Genomic DNA, 18,606 nt, shown 5'->3' on the forward strand with positions numbered 1-18,606 from the left:
TCTTACCAAAGAAGAATCGCGTGGCCCCGAACGGCGCTTGTTGAGATAAGGCCGGGTTTGGCGTAGCGGCTATCAAAACTGTCGGGATGGTCAGCTGAAGCGTAAAAATAGCCATAGGGTATGATGGAGTCCGATGTCGCCGTTAAAGGCTCGCCGCTACGGGAGTGAGTCTTGGCCACGCCCACCTTTTGACCGTTTATGAAAACCGTGCGGTTGATGACCGTTACACGGTCTTCTTCAATACCGGCCACTCGCTTAATGACGGTAACGCCATCCGGAACGGGTGCGGCGCCTTTCCAGCGGAAAGCCACATAACGACCGCGAGACACTGCCTTATCCTTCTTATCAATAAGAAAGACGGTTCCGGGGAGGCTCTCGGTCACGTTGATCGCCAACTGGTAGCGGCTTGTGAATAACATCAAAGCCACTCCCAACCCCAATAGGATGAAGCAATACCGTTTAGCCAACTCAAAAAAGCTGAGTGCCAGGCGCAAAGCGTTCTCTTTCATTTAGGGGCGATCCTTTCTCATCGTGGGAAAGTCTGAAAAAAGTTCGTTTTCCAATGTTTGGCGCAACTTTTGAGTTTCAGAAATGGATAAGCCGAGACGTTCCATAATGATTGGCGTCATGTCTGTAACATCTGATCCGGCAATCAAGGCATTTTTGTCAAAAATGACTGTATTGGATTTCACAGTAATGTCGTTCAAAACCCCTTCTAATTTGTCCTGGAACTCTCTCGAACTAGCAATAACTTGACTTTTTTCTCCCAGCCTCATTCTTTGAAGCCAAGCAAGCTTTTGCGCGTCCATAATGCTTTGCATATCTGCGACAGCTATCGTCTGTGTTTTGGTTGTAGAGGTCTGATAAACCGATATGCCAGCCAATAAAAAGGCAGACGCTGACATGGTGATAGCCAATGTTCTCGGATCTCTTAACAGGTTCATTATTAATTTCATAAGAGTCTTTCGTTAGTTTTCTGTTTGATTGGTGGTCAAAATATGCGTAATCGCTTCTGTCACGGACAACCCTCTCTGAGTAAGACTTTCGATTCTCGCAACATCGCTTGCCCGGCTTGAGTACAAAAGGCGGGAGAAAGGATCAAAACGGATTTGCAAAATGGCTGGCACCGTGTCTGGAGTTGCGAATAAACATTCTGAATATTCGCCTTCACGCATCTTGATTTGCTTAATAGCGTTCATTTCCCAAGGGCTAAATGAAACCTTTTTCTGACTTTCCATGAAACGAAGAGACTCTTCTTTTTGTCGAAGTACAAACCGAATATCTGCGTTTTCCAACGCTGCGCGAGCCGTATCGTTTTGGTAGTAGTCAGCAAAAGATTGTGTAATCGTAATGAAGGAGGCGTTTTGTTTACGCGCCCGACGGTAACCGTTTTGAATAAAGCTACCCGCATGTTTGTGACTTAATAGGTCCCAGGCTTCATCAATGACGACCATTTTGCGAATATGTTTATCCCCTGAAGTCAAATCTTGCGTAATTAGGAAGATAAGACAAAGAAGCACCACGCTTTGAAGAGTCTTACGCCCCTTGAGACCTTCAAGTTCAAGGACAATAAAATCGTTGTCAAAATTTACTGTGGAATGACCATCAAAGTGTCGTCCATAAGCACCATCTCGGGCAAATGGGGAAAGCTGGACGGCTAAATCCATTACTCGCCGATCAGGATTAGACGGTTTGTTAGGATGTACGAGACCACTAGAGAGGCTTTCTACCAGGTCAGTAACAGTTGCGCTTTTCCCATTTTCGTTTGCTTTTTGTAAACAATGAATGGCGTGCGCTTGTAAAACACTTTGGGCAAAGTCCGTCAGTCCCTCATTTGGCGAAGCCATTTCTGTCAAAATTGGAAGCAAAAAGCCCATGTCCTCCTTGATGTCTCGAACCAGTTCAAAAGGATTGATGACAAGATCGGTATCGTGACCATATTCAATCCATTGACCGTCAAGCAATTGACAGAGTTTTTTGTATGAGGCGCCAACGTCAATCACGTAGGTTTTGCCTCCGGTACCGAGATTCCCAGTAATAAGATCGTTAGTTAATGCACTTTTACCGGCACCTGACGTTCCTACAATAATGGCGTTGTAATTGCCGGAACTAGCAAAAGGATCAACAGGGGTGATTTGCCCGCGCTGACCGGTCAAAAGGAGAAGAGGTGTTAAAGACTCTTCGCCGTTTCTGGGGCCTGTTCCTTGGAACTCAGCTAAAAAGGGAGAAAAATTAGCCGCATTGGTTAAAGTTTTAGTGCTCTGACGTTGAGCAATATGCAAATCTTTTGACAAAATTGGTCCCATTGTCATGGGAAGTGTTGTCATCAGACTTTGCCAATGCATTCGTGTATCGCGAGTTAAATCTAAGTGAGCATCTTTAAAAACGGCGACTGTTGCCTCAATGCACTCTTCAGCACTTTGGATTGGTGCCAACAGGAGCACCTGGTGAGTCATTTTGCAAAGCCCGCCATTATCTGCGTACTCTTCTGTAACGATGTCATAATCCCGCTCGCGCTTTTTTAAGTAAGGTAAATAACGTGCCAATTCGCTGTCAGCAATCTGCTTTGCGCGTGCAGCCATAAGGTTGGCTTTTGCCTTAGTAGCTTCAAAATCAGGCATGTTGACAGCACAAGTCACTAAAAAGGGACAAGGGATGTCAAGTGCTTTATGGCCGATGAAGCGATTCGTTAATGCAAGAGCGTAATCACTTGGGTAGCCGGTAACGGAAAGTCCGGTTAGTAGTACCCTGTCCGTTTTGTAACCAGAGAGTTCAATACCATCTTCACGGATTTGAACACGAGTGTCAGGATCTACAAGACCAAGGGACAAACTTTGCAGTGGGTTGGGTTCAGCTTTTGACTTGAGCTGTTCCATACCTTTATGGGCATTCAAAATCGTGCGTATAGTCCGATAAAGATCCCTAGCGGACCATGTATGACTGTAGAGATACTGTGACTTTAATAGCGTGATGTGACGATCTCGTTCTTTTTTAGCTTTTTCAATTGCTACAAAAAGGTTTTTATCGCCAACAGGGAGGGCAACCGAAACCCATGCGCGATAATGTCTGACTCTAAAATGACTTCCTTTTGAAAGCGGCTGAGAAATTCCTTTTTTTAGATAACGTACTCGTTCATGCGCCAAGTGCGTTAAGGTTCCGGCGATCGTTTTCTTATGTTTCGGGGCGATAAACTCAGGCGTGCGGCTTGCCGTGTAGGCGTTTGCGGCCCAGTCGATCGAGGGTTCAGCAAAGAGCGTGACCTGTATGCCGGTGTCTGTTGGCAAGTCCGAAGAAAATAAGGACGATAGCTGAGAGGCCATTTCGGGTGATGCGCCGGTCTGTGGCGTCACTTCCAATGTGTAGCCAATCGATTCAACCGACATATTCTTTTCATCCATGATGGTGAAAAGCCCTGGTTCAATTTCATAGCCATAGGGTAAGAGAGTGCTCAAGCGATCGACAACAAAGCCTTTGCCACGATAGACGACGAGATCCTCATCCTCAGCGGAAAGGTTCGTTTTCAGTGTTTCTAAAGAGAAGCGCTTTTTAAGCGAACGTAAGAGTGTTCTCATCAGGGTTTACTCACTAATGGCGTAATCATTTTGTCCGTAGCGGCTTTTATAGGCTTAATATCCAATGTTTCCGGTGCCCAACGAGCGCCACGCACAGTTGTGAAGATCACGTGTTCGGCGTGTAAATCGCCGTCAGTATCAATGTAGGGAGCAACCCATACCCGAAGGATTTCTTCCGGGGCGCGCTTTGGCGTCATCAGAGGAGTGTCGTAAGCCAAACGATCAATGTTTTGCCCTTCTGTTGTAATCGGTTGGATTTGTACCGAATCATTAGAAGATGACTCAAAAGAAAAATTATTTTTAATCTCTTCCTTGTCAAGCGATTCATGCACAGCGGAAAGCGAAGCGCAGCGTGGCGTCATGTCCACCGAACAGGCGAAATTCGACTCTGCGTCCTGCAGCCCCGTGATTGAACCGCAACCGGTGAGTGTTAAAGCACCAAAAAGAGCGGTCACTAAAAAGCGGTAATACTTCATCAATTAGCCTCCTTGATCGCTTTTTTGATGGCGGCCATGGCTTCAAACTTCTTTTGGATGGCTTCTGCAGACAAAGCTCCTGTGGCTCGTTCGCCGTTTTCAAAGAAGATCGTGGGCGTACCTTTGATGCCCAATTCAGTCAACAGGCGTTCATTAGCCTCAAGTGTCGTTTGACACTGGGCGGGCTCACTGATTTCTTTACCCTTGAGCATGAAGTCTTCAAACGCTTTCGCCTTGTCCTTTGCGCACAAAATACGGGCGGAGACTTCCTTGGCGTCCGGATGCAGGCTTGTTAACGGTGTCAAGAAGGTGTGGATTCGCACGTTCTCAAGTTTCACAAGTTCCGCTTCGAGCTTTTTACAGAAAGGGCAGCGGGGATCGGTGAAGACAAAAAGCGTGTTTTCCGCTTTGCCCACTTCTCGTGTAATGGCGTTTTCTACCGGAAGCTTGCTTACGTCCACCATTTGCGCAAGTTTTTTCATGGGGGCTGTGAGATCAATTTGATTTTTCATGTCGTAGAAAACACCGCCAAAGATCCAATGCTGAAAATACGCGTCACGGTTTTTCTCGTTGATTAAATCTAACTTTTCAAGAGTATCGGCAGCGATAAAAACGTAGCTCACACCTTCTCCCAGAATCACCTCATAAAATCCTGTTACCTGCGTTTCGCGAGCCAAGCGGATGCGGTTTTGGGGATAGGCTTTCTGAAGCGCCGCTAAAACTTTTTGATCTTTTTCACTTAAAGCGGTTTGAGCGAAATTCTGCGCATAGGGTTGGTTTTGGCTTGCAGCCAACACGTCGGTAATCGAAAAATTCATGGCAAGTCCTAACAAAAGGGCAAGTAGAGTCGGTTTCATAAAAGAGTTTGAATTAGAAAATGGATTTCTCGGTCACAATGGACGAGCTTTGAGTAATGACAATGTCCACATCACGGCCGGCGTCGACTTCCAAAACGGGGAAAATCTTGTCGGCGAGTTTGAGGTAATAGTCCGCGACGCGGTCCATGGCGTCTTTCATGCCGTCACCCAAACCGGCGCGCCAAGGATTGTTGACGGAATTGGTCACGGTGCCTGCGAAATTGGTGGTGGAATCCTGGGCGGCCAGACTCACGGCTTCGCCGAGTCCCGACAAGGTGCCCACAAGCAGGGCGTTCGCAATGGCTTGGCCCGAGCGTGTCACCACACGTGCTTTAAGACCGGTTTTGCCGTCTTCACCGGTAACGTAGCCCGTCACACGGACGTCAATGGCGCCTCGAGAGTTGGTGATGCAGCTCATGCGGTCCAAACGCACCAAGACCCGTTCGGAACTTAGGTCGCCCGTGGCGTTTGCCGTCACCATGCAGCGCTTAATATCCGAGCGGTAGCGGTTGGGTAAAAAGGCAGGATCCTTGATTTCAAGAAGCATCGGAACCGGATTGCCATTAGCTTGGCCGCCGGTAGGGGCTTCGACACCGTTAAGAAGACGAGCTCTTGCGAAGCTGCCGGTTATTAATAAGTCATCGGCCTTTTTTTCACGAGTGCGGTTCTTGGCGATATCATCTTTTTTATGATTGTCCGTGGAATCGACAGTCGAGATGTCACTAACCTTTTTAATGACAATTCTTGGTCCATCAATTGGTTGAGTTTTCTTGGAAACAGGGCGAAAACCGTTTGAGTTGTCGGAGGTGGCAGTAATGTCACCAACGGATTCATATTCCACAGAATCGAAAGCGTCATTAAAGCGTTCTTCCCGAGCCTTAACTTTGGCTTCGCGATTTTTACGTTCTTCTTCCCGCTTAATTTGAGCTTGAAGATTAGCAACTTCTTTTTCCAATTCAGACATTTTTGCCCCATAGGTGGTAACAAAATGCTCTTCGTTAAAAGAATGATTGTCCAAATTAATTGTTGTTGCCGGGGTGGGCTTTTCTTGTTTTTCTCGACCTTGAGAAAAGATGGCCATAATAATGGCAAACGTAATGACAACAGTTGTCAAAATAGCCAAAGTCACCCATTGCTTAATGCGCACCTGTGAGTTGCTCATTCTTGACCTCCTGAAATGAGGGCATTTTCATTTTTCATGACAACGTAAACACGGGTTAGTTCGTTCGGAGCCAGAGAGGGTTTTTCGATCGCAACGGCTAATACGTTCTTTTGATAAAAAAACTTCTCTTCAAGCGTTATCGTTGAGGAAGAGGTATTGGTATGAATTAAAACTTTGCCCATTAGAGTGTCTGATGAGAGTGTTTTCAGACAGGCTTTCCCACAACGATTTGAGGCATGAAATCCATCCGGTAACTCATTTCGAGCTAATGCACGAATAAGACGTGTTACTTTATTGTCAATATCCGGAGCTGTTTCAATGGCTTCTTGAAACACTCTTTGTGGGTAAGTAGAAGCTTTTATCCTTTTTGAACTTTCATCATTCAATACAATTTCCTGACTTCGCACGTTCTGAGGCAAAAGTGTCAAAGCGTGTGTTTCCTTATCCTCCGTTGTAATAAAGAGAGCGGCAGAATCTTGTATTTTCGGGAAAACAAATACTTGCCCGGTAAGAGAGTCCGTTTGTACTTCAAGTTGTGAAGCATCGTAGATGGCATTAATGATCTTTTTGCCCTTAACGGCAATACGATTAGGTCCGGAAAGGCTAACAGCATACGAAGGTGCGCTCTGTGCGCTACCTTTTGGTTGCACTACCGCGGTGGCAGCAATTTGAGCGTCAGACTCAAAGCCGTAATCGTTTTCAGGAGCCATTCCGGCCATAGAGATCGGGCTTAATAAGGCACAAAAAGAGGCTGTCAGACTAAAAGTCCAATGGTGTTTCATACGGAAAAAATGAGAGATTAATGGGAATCTACGGCAGCTGAATTTTTATTTTTCAAGTGCTCTATCTCTTCAAGAGACAGCAACTGAAGCTTGCCGGCAATAAGGTTAAAGCGCATTAAAACATCGGTTTTTTGTCGAAGTGTTTCTGTTTTGCCAATGAAATGACTTTTGATTCCTTGAGCATGGACGACAAGATTTTTAGTATCGATATCCATGTTTTCTACAGCAAAATAGGAACTTGCTCTTAAGCGCTTAATTTGTGAAGCTTTTTCTTCCAGGGCTTCATCAAGTGTTCCAAAACTCGATGGCGAAGCGTGTTTGAGCAACATCTTTCGATTAAAGTCCACATTGACCGGACTGACATTCATAGCTAAAGACAAAAGGTCACGAGCAACGAGCATTAAATAGTCTTGGTCCACATGTGAATCCGATACGGTAAGCGGATGGGTGGACTCATTAAGCCCTATCGGAATGAGAACTGTAGTGACAGCTTCATCTTTCAAGGTGATCATTGCGCCCAAAAAACAATTCGTCAATAAAGACACACATAACATAGTTAGTGTTAAGCGCTTTAGACCAAGACGTGCTGCCATGTCAGCAGAGATAAGTTCGTAAGCTTTCATGGTGTTTTATCCAATGAAATCGCGTCGAAATGATTCAGGCGAGCGGCGAAATGGTTTACCGGGCAGATACCAGTAAAGGGTATGGATGCCAAAGCCCTTGGCACGACCTTGTCGGATTTTGCTCCAGACTTTGGACAAAACGACACCCAGCATAACTCCCATAGCCAGGCTACCAACCATAACTCCCATGGCTATCCCGAAAATAAACAAAGCCGCAACGTCAAAATCCCAGATAAAGATCTTGGCGTTAGCATCCAGTTCTCTCGGAACTGGGACTAGGCCTGTTTCATTTCGATGCGAGGTCATAGGATTCCTTCCGGATTAGATGATGGCAGTTAAGATGCCTTCAACCACGCTCGGAGCGACCACTAAGCAGATGGCTGCGGCCACACATCCGACAGCGCCCATGATGGAACCACGGATAATGCCGATACCAAGACCAACCAACAAAAAGATCAAAGCGATGGCGCGACCAAGATAGCCGGTAGCCCACTTATAGACCATGTCGTAAAGTTGAGAGAATTCGGCACCGGTGTTAGCGGCAAAAACAGCCGAAGAGGCCAACCCCAATACGAGGAGTAACGGAAGAGATTTCTTCATTTAGTTTTCCTTTACTTGTTTGAAAAAGTGCCTTATGCAACAAAGCGCATAAAAGCACGGGAGCGAATCCTGCATGAATGAAGAATACTCAATCAACTCAGGGATAACCCTAACTTGACAGCCTATTTTCTGAGCAAAAATGGCGGAAATTAGATGAATATTTAAAACTTATCCATTTTTTTTAAAAAAAATGAATGAAGAACAGCAAAATTGAATTTTTCCAATGAACGACTCTTGAAAAGAATTCTTGATAAATGTCAAAAATGTTTTAAGACTGGTTGTACCGAAAAATGGTGGGGAAGACGAATAAAGAGAATCTTTTCCAAAAAAAAGACCGCACAAAAAAGAGCGGTCGGAAAGTTATGCGAAACTGCCGGAATAGTAACGACAAAGAACTTTATCTAACGATTGCCGGTACGTAATCGCCTCATTTATGGCTGTTAAAAATCGCTTATGCTCAATATCTAAGCCATGAGGGATGGGAAATATGCCCATATTTTTTATGTTTGGAATACGTTGCGAATTTTGATGGTCAAAATACGAATGAACACTTTCCGGAAAAATCTCAGGCGTGATTTCCTCTTGTTCATCTTGGAAAAGAGTTGGCAATAAATGATGAGCCCTAAGCCAGTAATAAAGATTAACGGACAGATGGCATTCCGAAGACATATTTGCCTTTATGGTCGGAGCGTGCTCAAGGATTTCTATTGTCCTTAAATAGGCTTCAATGGGCTGATAATTAAGAACGGATAATAATTTAAAGTAGCAAACCGCTATAAATAAGCTAAATCGATCAAAGCTATGACGATCAAGAGCCTGCTTCTGCACTTTCTTTTTTCTCAAAAAGAACCCATTGTGAATTAACGCCGCACGTATTTGTTTGACTTTGATAAGGGGAAGCCCTGTCAGAGCGGAAACAATGTCGTGGGGCAAATTTGTTTGAATAATCCTATCGAACGGTATCCGTAAATTATTTTCAATTCCAGAAGGATTGCAGCCATTGTCGGGAGAACGTCCAATTCGTGTAAATACCTGACGGACATCTTTCACATTATGACGATTTAGTAACACCCAATGATCTGCAGATAAAGATAACTTATCGTACAACTCATGAGGATCGCTAATTAACGATGTTAGAGTCAAAGCATGATTGGTGTTGTAAATCTTATTGGAGAAATAAATGCTGCGCCACAAACTTGATATAACGCTTGTCTCCTTTGTAATTGTTGCTCGACGATCGGTTTTTAAAGAAAAGAAAGGTAGGGGATAGAGCCCAATCATTTTTATGATGTGCTCCATTTCCATTTTGTCGAGTTCATTAAAACACACATCATAAATATGGTTGGAATGGAAGTGAGAGCCGTTTAGCGCCTTAACTTTTCCACAATTTAATATTGTTATTAGGTTGTAAGAAGGGAGGTTTTTCATTTTTTTCTTTTTAAGCAAAACATAAAAAATCTCCGCTGGGAGTAGGCGGAAAGCGAACGGCGAATTCTAATGATGACCTTGTATGGCGTATCTGACATAAGTCAAAATTTATGAACGAAATGGCAAAGCTAAACAATGCGTTCCATGAAATGTCATTATTTCCAAAGATCCCATCCTCTATCGCTGAATCACGAGGATAAATGGGATAAGTTAATAAAGGGTAAGGCGCGATATTTTGTTGTAATTTCAACCGATTTACTTCTATTTGATATTGTATTACAATAATCATAGGTAAAGGATTTTTGTATTTCGCAAGGGGAAAAAGCATGACAGGGGTGAAGTTCTATTTACAGGCGAAATTACATGGAATGAGTCGATTCTCAGGGATTTCTGTTTATGGAATTAGAAATCCAAACTATCGACTGCAAAGAAGTAAGAACTGGACAAGCTTCTTTGAAACGGAAGAGGCGGCTCAAGATATTAAGAACAAGTTGCAGAGCCGATACCCTCAAGTGTCCTTCAAAATCAAAAAAGATAAGGGATACGGAAGTACCGGATATGGATGGAATTAAAACTGAAGTTCACAAGACTCAAATCATGTGCCGATACTTGGATGAACCAGGAGAACCGACCAGAACATACATTTATGGATCGGATGGTTCATTTGAAGTGTTGGAGGATAACGTGCGAAGTGTCATGGTTTATGCATCGGACGATTCTTTGGCGCCTGTTGTGGAAAAGGGGATGCGGCTACTCGTTGACACGGCTGCTAAAACCTATGATGGGGATGATATTTATGTGTTTTATCAGGGAAAAGATCGTTTAATCGATATTGCGAAACTTGTCCGTTGCGAGGATGGAAGCTTTAGCTATATTTCTGACTATTCACATCCAAAGAATTTAAAGACGCTCGATAACCTTGAGTTTCTTGGTAAAGTTTACGAAATTCAGATTAAAGTGCCTCGTTTGAAACTAAGTGACCTAAACGAGAAATTTACGAATAAGGAAGACCATTTCCATGTCTGATAAAAAAAGAGGAGGCTATCGACCCAATGCAGGTAGAAAGCCCATCGGTGATGAAGCACTCTCGGCAACGATTATTGCTCGGGTGACGCCTAAACAGAAAGAAAATTTCAAAACATTTGGCGGCGGAGATTGGTTGCGCTCGGCTCTGACTTTACCTGAGGTAATGGAGTCACGGGATCTGCCGGATTGGGTGCAAAGGGTCAATCCAGTCAAACAGCTATCGGTGCCAGTGTTTCAATATTCCGTTCAGGCAGGCTTCCCGTCGCCTGCGGAAAGCTACAAGGAAACATTGGACTTCAATGAATTGCTTGTCAATAACGAATCTTCGACATTTGTTCTGCGCGTCAGCGGTGAATCCATGGTTGATGCCGGGATTTTTGAAGATGATCTAATTGTTGTTGATCGTTCAAGAACGCCAAAAAATGGCGATATTGTGGTGATGCAGATTGACAATGAGTATACAGTCAAGCGCTTTATGAAAACGAGTGACGGTTTTTATTTAAAAGCGGAGAACTCTTCAGGACTTTATAAGGATATTTACCCGGAAGAAGATCAAGAATGGCATTTATTCGGCGTTGTGAACTACGCGATTAAATCACTTGCGGCTCGAAAGGTGTCTTAATTATGGGTATTGAGCAAATAGTAGAGGTTTGCCTACTTTCTATTGTTTTGTTTTTCTTTCTTCTTTTCTTGATTGAGTGGATCAAACAGGAAAGATGCATTAAGAACGGAGCCGGGTGGATAGAAAAAATTAAGCAGTCAAGAAGCAAATAAAACGATGGATAGAGCCAGATTTATCCCCAAAAATTGTGGATGGTTTTGTGAATATTTGTTGAATAGGTTGTGTAAAAAAGTTTTGCCGGCTAAACTTTTTAATCAGATTGGTATTGGATTTTTGGGTTTTAAAGATGTCGATTTTTGGGAAAAAATCTCAGTTAATTAATTATTTCAAGCAGTTTGCTGAAAGTGAGGAGCGATTTTCATCCAGTCGGTCCGAAAACAGCTATGCTCCGGTTCGAACTATTTTGGAAGAAATTGAATGTGAAGGGATAAATTCCCACTCAGTGCTTACGCAGTATTTAGACGGAAAAGTTAAAAAGTCAGATTTAGTTGGTGAAGAACCGATAATTTATCCCTTTGGTTGTAACCAGAGCCAAAAGAAAGCTGTTGAACAAGCGTTATCGAATTCATTGAGTGTGATTCAAGGGCCTCCAGGAACTGGCAAAACGCAGACTATTCTCAACATCATCGCCAATCTTATGATCCGAGGAAAAAAGGTGGCGGTCGCTTCTAATAACAATGCTGCGACAGAAAATGTTAAAGAAAAGTTGGATAAAGCTGAATTTGGGTTAGGGTGGCTGGTTGCAGAACTGGGTAACAGAAAGATTCGTGAAAAGTTTTTCTCTGATTTGCCGAAAATAAAGTTGCAAGATGCATGGGGCGATTTTGAGTTAAAGCCCAATGAAATCGTTCAGTTGGGGCAGATAGTTGACACCTATTATGAAAAGCAGCTTCTTTTGCAAAATATTAGGAAAGAACTCCATGAACTGGAACTCCAAGGTTCTGTTTTTATTGAAGAAGCTGAAAAAGATGGTCGAAAAATCAAAGATAGTCCTTGGTTTAATCAACTATCTCAACGTTCGGTTGGCAGTCTTAGAGAGATTGAGCACTATGTACGAGCCCTTTCAGTGCCAGAGAAGTCACTTAAGTATTACTGGTCGCGGTTTGAGCTCTTTTTAAATGGTGTTCGGCAGCATGAAGAAATTCAAAAACAGATGGATGTTTTCTTGGATGCCGTCATTTGTGCAAGAGCCCAAGTGCAGCAAAAAAGCCTTCAAAGGGAAGCGGCTGATTTGGAAAAATGGTTAAAGAGTCATTCGGAAGATGAAAGAAGACTCATTGATCTTTCCAAACAATATCTCTTACGTAAGATCTATGACCGGTATTCCACAAGGGTAGTTGATCGCCCATTTTCTCCTGAGCGCTATCGCAGTAACGCTGCTCTTTATCGGCGCTATCCAATCGTAATAGCTTCTACTTTTGTGATGCCGTTTTCGTCTCCCTGGAAGCGGTTGTTTGATTTTTTGATTATTGACGAAGCATCACAAGTAAGCGCTGCGGCCGGAGCAGCTTGTTTAAATTACGCGGCACAGGCGGTGATCGTTGGGGACTCCAAACAGCTGCCAATGATTGTAAAGAGTAAATCAGACGAGTTACCCAAGGTCCCGGAAGAGTTTGATGCCACAAAGAAAACAATTTTGGATTCAGTCATTGCCAGTATGGGGGAGAGGTTGCCAGTCACCATTTTGAGAGAGCATTATCGCTGTCACCCAGACATTATTGAATTCTGCAACCGACGCTTTTATGGTGGCGAACTCATTGCTATGACTAAGCGCCTCCATCATTCAAAGCCTTTCGAATGGGTACAAATGACTGAATCTCGAGTGACTCGAACGGATGCGGGAAGCTACTTTAATGATCGGCAGTTACAAGAGACTCGCCAAAAAATAGAAGAATTGAAAAAGCAGGGACTGGCAGATTCAAATATTGGAGTCATTGCTCCTTATCGTGCTCATGCCTACAAAATTAATCAGAGCAGCTCAAAAGTTATTGCGGATACCGTCCATCGATTTCAGGGACGTGAAACCGATGTCATTATTTTTGATGTTGTTCGTAATAGGGCGGATGCCTTTATTGATGATCCGAATTTAATCAATGTGGCTGTTTCTCGTGCAAAGGACCAATTTATTTTGGTTTCTGCGCCACTTTCTGATCAAAAAGACTCCAATATCGGTGCTTTGATTGAATACATCAGTCACTTGGATCCAGAATCCCGCAAAATTTCACAATCGAATCTTCGTTCAGTGTTTGATGTGCTTTATCGGAAAGATGACAACGTAACCATTAAAACTAAGAAAGGGGAGTCACCAGCTGAAGCGATTTTCCGAGAGTTGTTGGGGTCGCTTCTTAAAGAGCTACCGATGTGCAGTTGGTCTTTTATTCAGGAATATCCATTAAGGCTTTTACCATCTAGTTTTGCTGGGTTTAGTGAAGAAGAAAAGCGCTTCATGAGAAATGGTTCCAGATTAGATTTTCTGCTTTACGATCGGATGAATAACCAACCGCTTGCTGCCTTTGAAGTCGACGGTGCGTCATTTCATGAAAAAGGGACAAAGCAAGCCGAAAGAGATAACCTAAAAGACAATATTCTTAAAAGCCTGAATGTTCCCTTGATTCGATTCCGCACGGATACAGTAGTAGGAGGTGAGCAGTCTCAATTAAGGTCGTTCTTAAATTCTATTTATTGTCAGCGCAATAAAGAAGAGCGAATATGAAAGGGCTAGCGGAATTGGTATTAAGACATCGGGGGTTTTCGTCTTTATCTCTAGGCTACGCGACAATATGCAGCGATTTTATGCCCTTCATAATCGGTAATTGAGGATTTAAAGATAATTTCAAACGCTCCGCAACGGGGAAGATTGGGCTAATCTGGATGACTCCTATGGTCAAAGATCCAATATCCGGAAATGGTTTTCCTGAAGAATCGTTTGGTAGAGCAGGGGAAGGCGCCATCAACCATTAATCTGAAAATTTCCCTGTTAAAGGATTGGCTTTCCAATGATGGGCACAGCGATCATACTTGGATAACCATCAAGTCCATTATGGGGGTAAGAGGTTCTAGAGTAGAAAGAGGACGAGCGCTCAAACCAATGGAAATGGCCAAAATTGTTTTCCGCTGCGAAGACGGGGAGAGTGTAAAGGGTATTCGTGACGCTGCGATTTTGGCGCTTGGTGCCGGCTGCGGTTTTCGCCGGGCAGATATAGTTAATGTTCGACTCGATGGTGTTGACCGGGATAACTGGTCAGTTAGAGTAATTGGAAAGGGGAATAAGGAACGGTTGGTTTTATGTCCCGATATATTTTGCGCTATTTACAAGGGTGGCCACCTAGATACTCTAAGACCACTTATAGAATCCGCAGTTTATTTCATGTTAAAAAAGCGGGTAGAGGAAAGTGGCGGCGGCGCTTTTACACCCCACGACCTCCGTCGATCGTTCGCTACAAGGCTTTTTGAAAATGGTAATGATGCCAACATTGTTCGAGAAAATATGGGGTACACTAGCATTCTTACAACCCAACGGTACGATAAGCGGGATAGAGATCGAGCAAAGGAAGCGACTCGAGGTGTTCGACTCTTTTGAGTAGATTGAAGTAGGGGGGGGGGATTTATTAAGTTTAGGAACGAGTCCTTTAACTCAATAAATCCCAATTGTGTGCATTTCAAACGAAAAATTCAACCAATTACAACAAACTTATTTATTGATAGCTTTTTTTGTAGCCTCAATTTTGTTGTCAGCATATTCAACAACATCTTTAATGACTAGTTTTTTTACTGCGGAAATGAGAGTTTCCATAGTGTTGAAGTCAGGTAGCCCATCATCAGAAGCAGGTAATACGACAATACTATTTTTTGCAACAGACCAATGACGAGAGTAACCTAGGTTTGGGATAGCCTTTTTCCAAGCGGAGCAAATATATAGTGCTTCGCTGATTTTTTTGAATTTTGGCACTAACACTTTTACATTATCTGTCACAGAAAAATTCTTCCTGGCAATATTCATTGAGCGTGTATGATCACCAAAAACGATATAGAAGGGGATGTTTTCTGATACCAGGTAATCGGCTTCTAAATCTGTTTGACCAATAATGCCATTGTTTGAGGAATCAGACGAGAAAACATCCACGGTTCCGTCATTGGTTAAGTCATCCTTTGTTAGTTTTCTTTTTCCAGAAAGAGGTGTAATAAAATTCTGGATGGGGAATTTACACCAACTCTTAGTATTGAAATTATCAATCGCAAAACGTTCTTTCTCTGTCAGCTCATAGTCCTTTAATCCAGTGACGGTTAGATAAGCTTCCAGCTCCGCCATGCGCTCCGCTTCCAGCTCCGCCATGCGCTCCGCTTCCAGCTCCGCTACGCACCTTTCCATAAAAACAAAATCAATGTCTCCATTGGATAGTACAGGTAACAAAATAGAATTGATTTTAACGCGTTCCCAACTAGCCTTTTTCTCGTAACCATAAAGATGTTTAATAGCTTTACCAATCGCAGTTGATAAAAACATTAAAAGTCTTGAATTGTTGAGACGACTGTATTTGGCTTTGATTAAATAGGCGTTGTATAAGACTCCGGTTTTTTGAGGTTGAGGGTAGACGTCTCCAGTAGAAATGGCACCGTCATTAACGATGTCAATAGACATGGTGACAGAATCCCATTCATCTTCACGCCCATAATACATAACACCATTATTACCATGCTTAGCATTGACTAGGGGCAAATTAAATTCTTGGTTTCTTTCGGTTGAAATATCGCGTTGTTTATCGAAATTTTCTTTTAATCCAATGGGGCATTTCTCAAATAAATCACCTACTTTAAATTCACCCCACTTAACCTGTTCAAGTTTTTTGTTAAGTGGGGACGCTATTTTCCCAGAGAATCATCACTCCTAGAATTTCTTAGTAAGTTAGCAACTTCCCAAGCTAAATAATCGCTCACTGTCTTTTTCAAATCAGCGAGAGTAGGTTTGGTATCCACAGGTGCAGACTGATTCCAATCTGCACCATTTTCAGGGTCAATCGTTCCTTCGTAATAATCTTTTTCCGAAAGATATTTAAATTTTTTCTTACCATACCGAACCACTTGAACAAGCTCATCGTATCTTTCTTTGGCGTGGTCAGTATCTCTTAGATTAACACTGGCTTTCTTTCGGTTGGTTCTTGTATACCCATCATTGGAAAAGTCAATAAATTTGACAATATCATCTTTCTGATGGGGCTCACTGACCCGGAAAACATAAATATTTGTTTGCACGCTGGATTTACCAATAAAAAGGTCTCCAGGCATTTTGATACTGGCAAGTAATGTATTCTTTTCTAGAATTCGTTTATTGTATTCAATAGCTTTTCCTGATCCGGCAGAGTTTTGAATGATGATTGCTGCATAGCCTTTTTTCATTTTTGATAAAGCTTTCTCAACAAAAATCATCCCATTGCCTTTAGCGGAATAAGGGGGATTTAGTACAAAAGCATCAGCGGGGAAATCTTGCCCGGTCTTACCAAATCCATATTTACCATCAAAATCAGTTAAGGAGTCTTTATTGAGAATGTTAGAACTACCGTCTCCCATAAGAATCATGTTGAGGATGGCCAGCATATAAACACTTGGAAGAACTTCAATTCCAAGAAGTTGCTCCGCTTTTATTTGGGCTTCTTTTTTGGTGAGTTCGGCTGGAGAATGAGAGTGTTCTTTAGCATCGTTAAGCATTTCGTGCATCGCTGCTACGAGGAGACCAGCAGAACCAGTGGCAAAATCCCATACGTAAGAATCACGATTGACACGGGCTAGTTTGACCAAAAGAGTCGCGACATATGAAGGTGTTAAAACAACGTCGTTGAGTTTATCTTGGGAAAAACCAAGCCAACCGTACATTTCATTGAATAGCTTACCGGTAAAATCTGTTGTTAAACCGATTTTGTAATACATTCCCAGATCATCAACGATCTTGTTAAATACACGTTTTAGTTGTGTTTCACCATCAACGACTTTATTCAGATTGTCGCTTGTTAATGTGTTCTGTAAAGTTCTTACAATAAGTTCTCTTTTATTTTCGGGGAGTTGTTTCTCTTTCAAGAAGGATTTAATTTTTCTGAGGATAATTTCCCCATCAGTTTCCCCTTGTTCGGTTGAGCACTTTAAGTCTTCTTTTTCTAATGGTTTGACCTTGCCTGGGATGCCAAGCGTTGCAATGATTGAAGAGGCAACCAAGTACACACGGTCGTTTTCAGTCAGCCCTTTTTCGTTTTGGTAAATGTCGTTATTAAGTTTCGTTAAGCTGGCGGAGATCTCTTGTTCTCTTTTTTCTCTTAGTTGTTCGAGTTCTTCGGCAGACAAACTAAGATTCCTAACCTTTTCAATAAATTTGTCAACTTGAGAGGGAGCTAAGAATGAAAAATCAGTATATTCATCAACTTTTTGTCCGACACCTAAATTCTTTTTAGATACGTAATAAACGCCGATTTGATACCGAATCTTCCCTAACTCATCTTTGTAACCAGTCATACCAATAGCAATGATATCTGTGTAACTGGTGTGATGTAATAGCGCATTAGCATAATGAACGGCGCCATTAACAGCATAGGAGTTAATATTTTTGAAGTTAGGTTGTTTTTTGGGCGTTAGATTGTCAACGTTGCCGGCGGAGTCTAATTTTACTAGTCTGTCTTTGTAACCTTTATATTCAATGAGTACAGGCCAATAATTAAGCTCTTTATCTCGTAACAACAATTTGGCATCGGGGCGATTACCACCTAGCCCCCCACTTTTAGACAAATAATTGTCAAGTGCTTTATCAATTTCAGAATTTAAACTTTCTTGTTCTAACTTGTAGTCAAGACCGTAGGATTTAAGCCAACCATTAGCTAAATCTGCAATATTTGGTTCGATAGATTGAGTTGTCTTTGCCATAGTTGTTATAAGCTTTTTTGGAAGCTAAAGTACATATAAACACACGAGAATCCATAATACACTAATCATCTTAATACAAAGTATTAAAGTCAATAATCACAAAACCATTACTTGATGCCTGCTTGTTGAGATTTTGCGCAACATATGGATACTTATGTTGAGTTATGTTTAAAAAATTTTTAGGGACGAATCCTTGGATCTCGCCCCTTTTCATTGAGTTTGCTGAAGATCTTAATTCCTTGCTTTCAAATAGTTATTGTCTTATTGGGACAATAGCCTTCTCCTTCGCGCATGATCAGATAGCCCAGTTGGTTGGAAAGAAGGATTTTTAACATCAGTTAGAGCTGCAGGAATAGCTTTGACTGAATAATTTTAGGGGATCAATTTAAAGGGCGTTGAACGGGGTCATTTTAAAGTTCACTTGACATCCATTAGAAAGGTCACTGCTGACACCGGAGTCCCCAAATCATTAAGGTGACAGAAAAAAGGCTGAACATCCAGTGCTGGGCGGCGAACTTCCAGCATTTGCGCCGACTTCCCATGGGTACAATCAGC

General features: G+C 42.5%; 18 protein-coding genes. 5 read left to right on the forward strand and 13 right to left on the reverse strand.

The features are described 5' to 3' along the window. Positions 1-2 precede the first annotated feature (2 nt). The 11 genes from M3080_RS06320 to M3080_RS06370 all read right to left on the reverse strand — a co-directional run bounded on the left by M3080_RS06320 (position 3) and on the right by M3080_RS06370 (position 9,500). A complete protein-coding gene (locus tag M3080_RS06320; RefSeq protein ID WP_249092361.1) occupies positions 3-509 on the reverse strand; it encodes a S26 family signal peptidase in 507 nt (168 codons plus the stop codon). Beyond that, entirely contained in the window at positions 510-956 is a 447-nt protein-coding gene (locus M3080_RS06325; protein WP_249092362.1) for a hypothetical protein, read from the reverse strand. Between the two features lie 12 nt (positions 957-968). Further along, positions 969-3,572: a type IV secretion system protein TraC gene (traC, locus tag M3080_RS06330; RefSeq protein ID WP_249092363.1), complete on the reverse strand. Its 2,604-nt coding sequence runs from the start codon at positions 3,570-3,572 to the stop codon at positions 969-971. Then, positions 3,572-4,048 carry a TraV family lipoprotein gene (locus M3080_RS06335; protein WP_249092389.1) on the reverse strand — a complete coding sequence of 159 codons (477 nt, stop codon included), beginning with the start codon at positions 4,046-4,048 and terminating at the stop codon, positions 3,572-3,574. Before M3080_RS06335 ends, traC begins: the two co-directional genes overlap by 1 nt. Then, positions 4,048-4,866, reverse strand: coding sequence for a DsbC family protein (locus M3080_RS06340; RefSeq protein ID WP_249092364.1), 819 nt, complete (start codon positions 4,864-4,866; stop codon positions 4,048-4,050). Before M3080_RS06340 ends, M3080_RS06335 begins: the two co-directional genes overlap by 1 nt. A 52-nt stretch (positions 4,867-4,918) precedes the next feature. Then, positions 4,919-6,067 carry a TraB/VirB10 family protein gene (locus tag M3080_RS06345; protein ID WP_249092365.1) on the reverse strand — a complete coding sequence of 383 codons (1,149 nt, stop codon included), beginning with the start codon at positions 6,065-6,067 and terminating at the stop codon, positions 4,919-4,921. After that, positions 6,064-6,786 carry a TraK domain-containing protein gene (locus tag M3080_RS06350; protein WP_249092366.1) on the reverse strand — a complete coding sequence of 241 codons (723 nt, stop codon included), beginning with the start codon at positions 6,784-6,786 and terminating at the stop codon, positions 6,064-6,066. The genes M3080_RS06345 and M3080_RS06350 overlap by 4 nt, the downstream gene beginning before the upstream one ends. 80 nt (positions 6,787-6,866) lie before the next feature. Next, positions 6,867-7,472, reverse strand: a complete 606-nt coding sequence (locus M3080_RS06355) for a type IV conjugative transfer system protein TraE (protein WP_249092367.1) — start codon at positions 7,470-7,472, stop codon at positions 6,867-6,869. A 6-nt stretch (positions 7,473-7,478) separates the two neighbouring features. Next, entirely contained in the window at positions 7,479-7,778 is a 300-nt protein-coding gene (gene traL / locus M3080_RS06360; protein ID WP_249092368.1) for a type IV conjugative transfer system protein TraL, read from the reverse strand. 15 nt (positions 7,779-7,793) lie between these two features. Beyond that, entirely contained in the window at positions 7,794-8,072 is a 279-nt protein-coding gene (traA, locus tag M3080_RS06365) for a TraA family conjugative transfer protein (RefSeq protein ID WP_249092369.1), read from the reverse strand. Positions 8,073-8,432: 360 nt separating this feature from the next. After that, a complete protein-coding gene (locus M3080_RS06370) occupies positions 8,433-9,500 on the reverse strand; it encodes a hypothetical protein (protein WP_249092370.1) in 1,068 nt (355 codons plus the stop codon). 326 nt (positions 9,501-9,826) lie between these two features. On the opposite strand from M3080_RS06370, the gene M3080_RS06375 reads away from it, so the two are divergent. The 5 genes from M3080_RS06375 (at position 9,827) to M3080_RS06395 (ending at position 14,728) form a co-directional block, all read left to right on the forward strand. Beyond that, positions 9,827-10,072 carry a hypothetical protein gene (locus M3080_RS06375; RefSeq protein WP_249092371.1) on the forward strand — a complete coding sequence of 82 codons (246 nt, stop codon included), beginning with the start codon at positions 9,827-9,829 and terminating at the stop codon, positions 10,070-10,072. After that, the gene (locus M3080_RS06380; protein WP_249092372.1) at positions 10,059-10,526 is read left to right on the forward strand and encodes a S24 family peptidase; all 468 of its coding nucleotides are present in this window, start codon (positions 10,059-10,061) and stop codon (positions 10,524-10,526) included. The genes M3080_RS06375 and M3080_RS06380 overlap by 14 nt, the downstream gene beginning before the upstream one ends. Continuing rightward, positions 10,519-11,148, forward strand: coding sequence for a LexA family protein (locus M3080_RS06385; protein ID WP_249092373.1), 630 nt, complete (start codon positions 10,519-10,521; stop codon positions 11,146-11,148). The genes M3080_RS06380 and M3080_RS06385 overlap by 8 nt, the downstream gene beginning before the upstream one ends. 286 nt (positions 11,149-11,434) lie before the next feature. Then, positions 11,435-13,861: an AAA domain-containing protein gene (locus tag M3080_RS06390; RefSeq protein ID WP_249092374.1), complete on the forward strand. Its 2,427-nt coding sequence runs from the start codon at positions 11,435-11,437 to the stop codon at positions 13,859-13,861. A gap of 192 nt (positions 13,862-14,053) precedes the next feature. Continuing rightward, positions 14,054-14,728, forward strand: a complete 675-nt coding sequence (locus M3080_RS06395) for a tyrosine-type recombinase/integrase (RefSeq protein WP_249092375.1) — start codon at positions 14,054-14,056, stop codon at positions 14,726-14,728. Positions 14,729-14,839: 111 nt separating this feature from the next. On the opposite strand, the gene M3080_RS06400 is transcribed toward M3080_RS06395, so the two are convergent. Both M3080_RS06400 and M3080_RS06405 read right to left on the reverse strand, forming a co-directional pair. After that, entirely contained in the window at positions 14,840-16,012 is a 1,173-nt protein-coding gene (locus tag M3080_RS06400) for a restriction endonuclease subunit S (protein ID WP_346429233.1), read from the reverse strand. Next, the gene (locus M3080_RS06405; protein WP_249092376.1) at positions 16,009-18,051 is read right to left on the reverse strand and encodes an N-6 DNA methylase; all 2,043 of its coding nucleotides are present in this window, start codon (positions 18,049-18,051) and stop codon (positions 16,009-16,011) included. Before M3080_RS06405 ends, M3080_RS06400 begins: the two co-directional genes overlap by 4 nt. Positions 18,052-18,606: the final 555 nt, after the last annotated feature.

This window comes from Parasutterella secunda, from assembly GCF_023336895.1.
Taxonomy (GTDB): Bacteria; Pseudomonadota; Gammaproteobacteria; order Burkholderiales; family Burkholderiaceae_F; genus Aphodousia; species Aphodousia faecalis.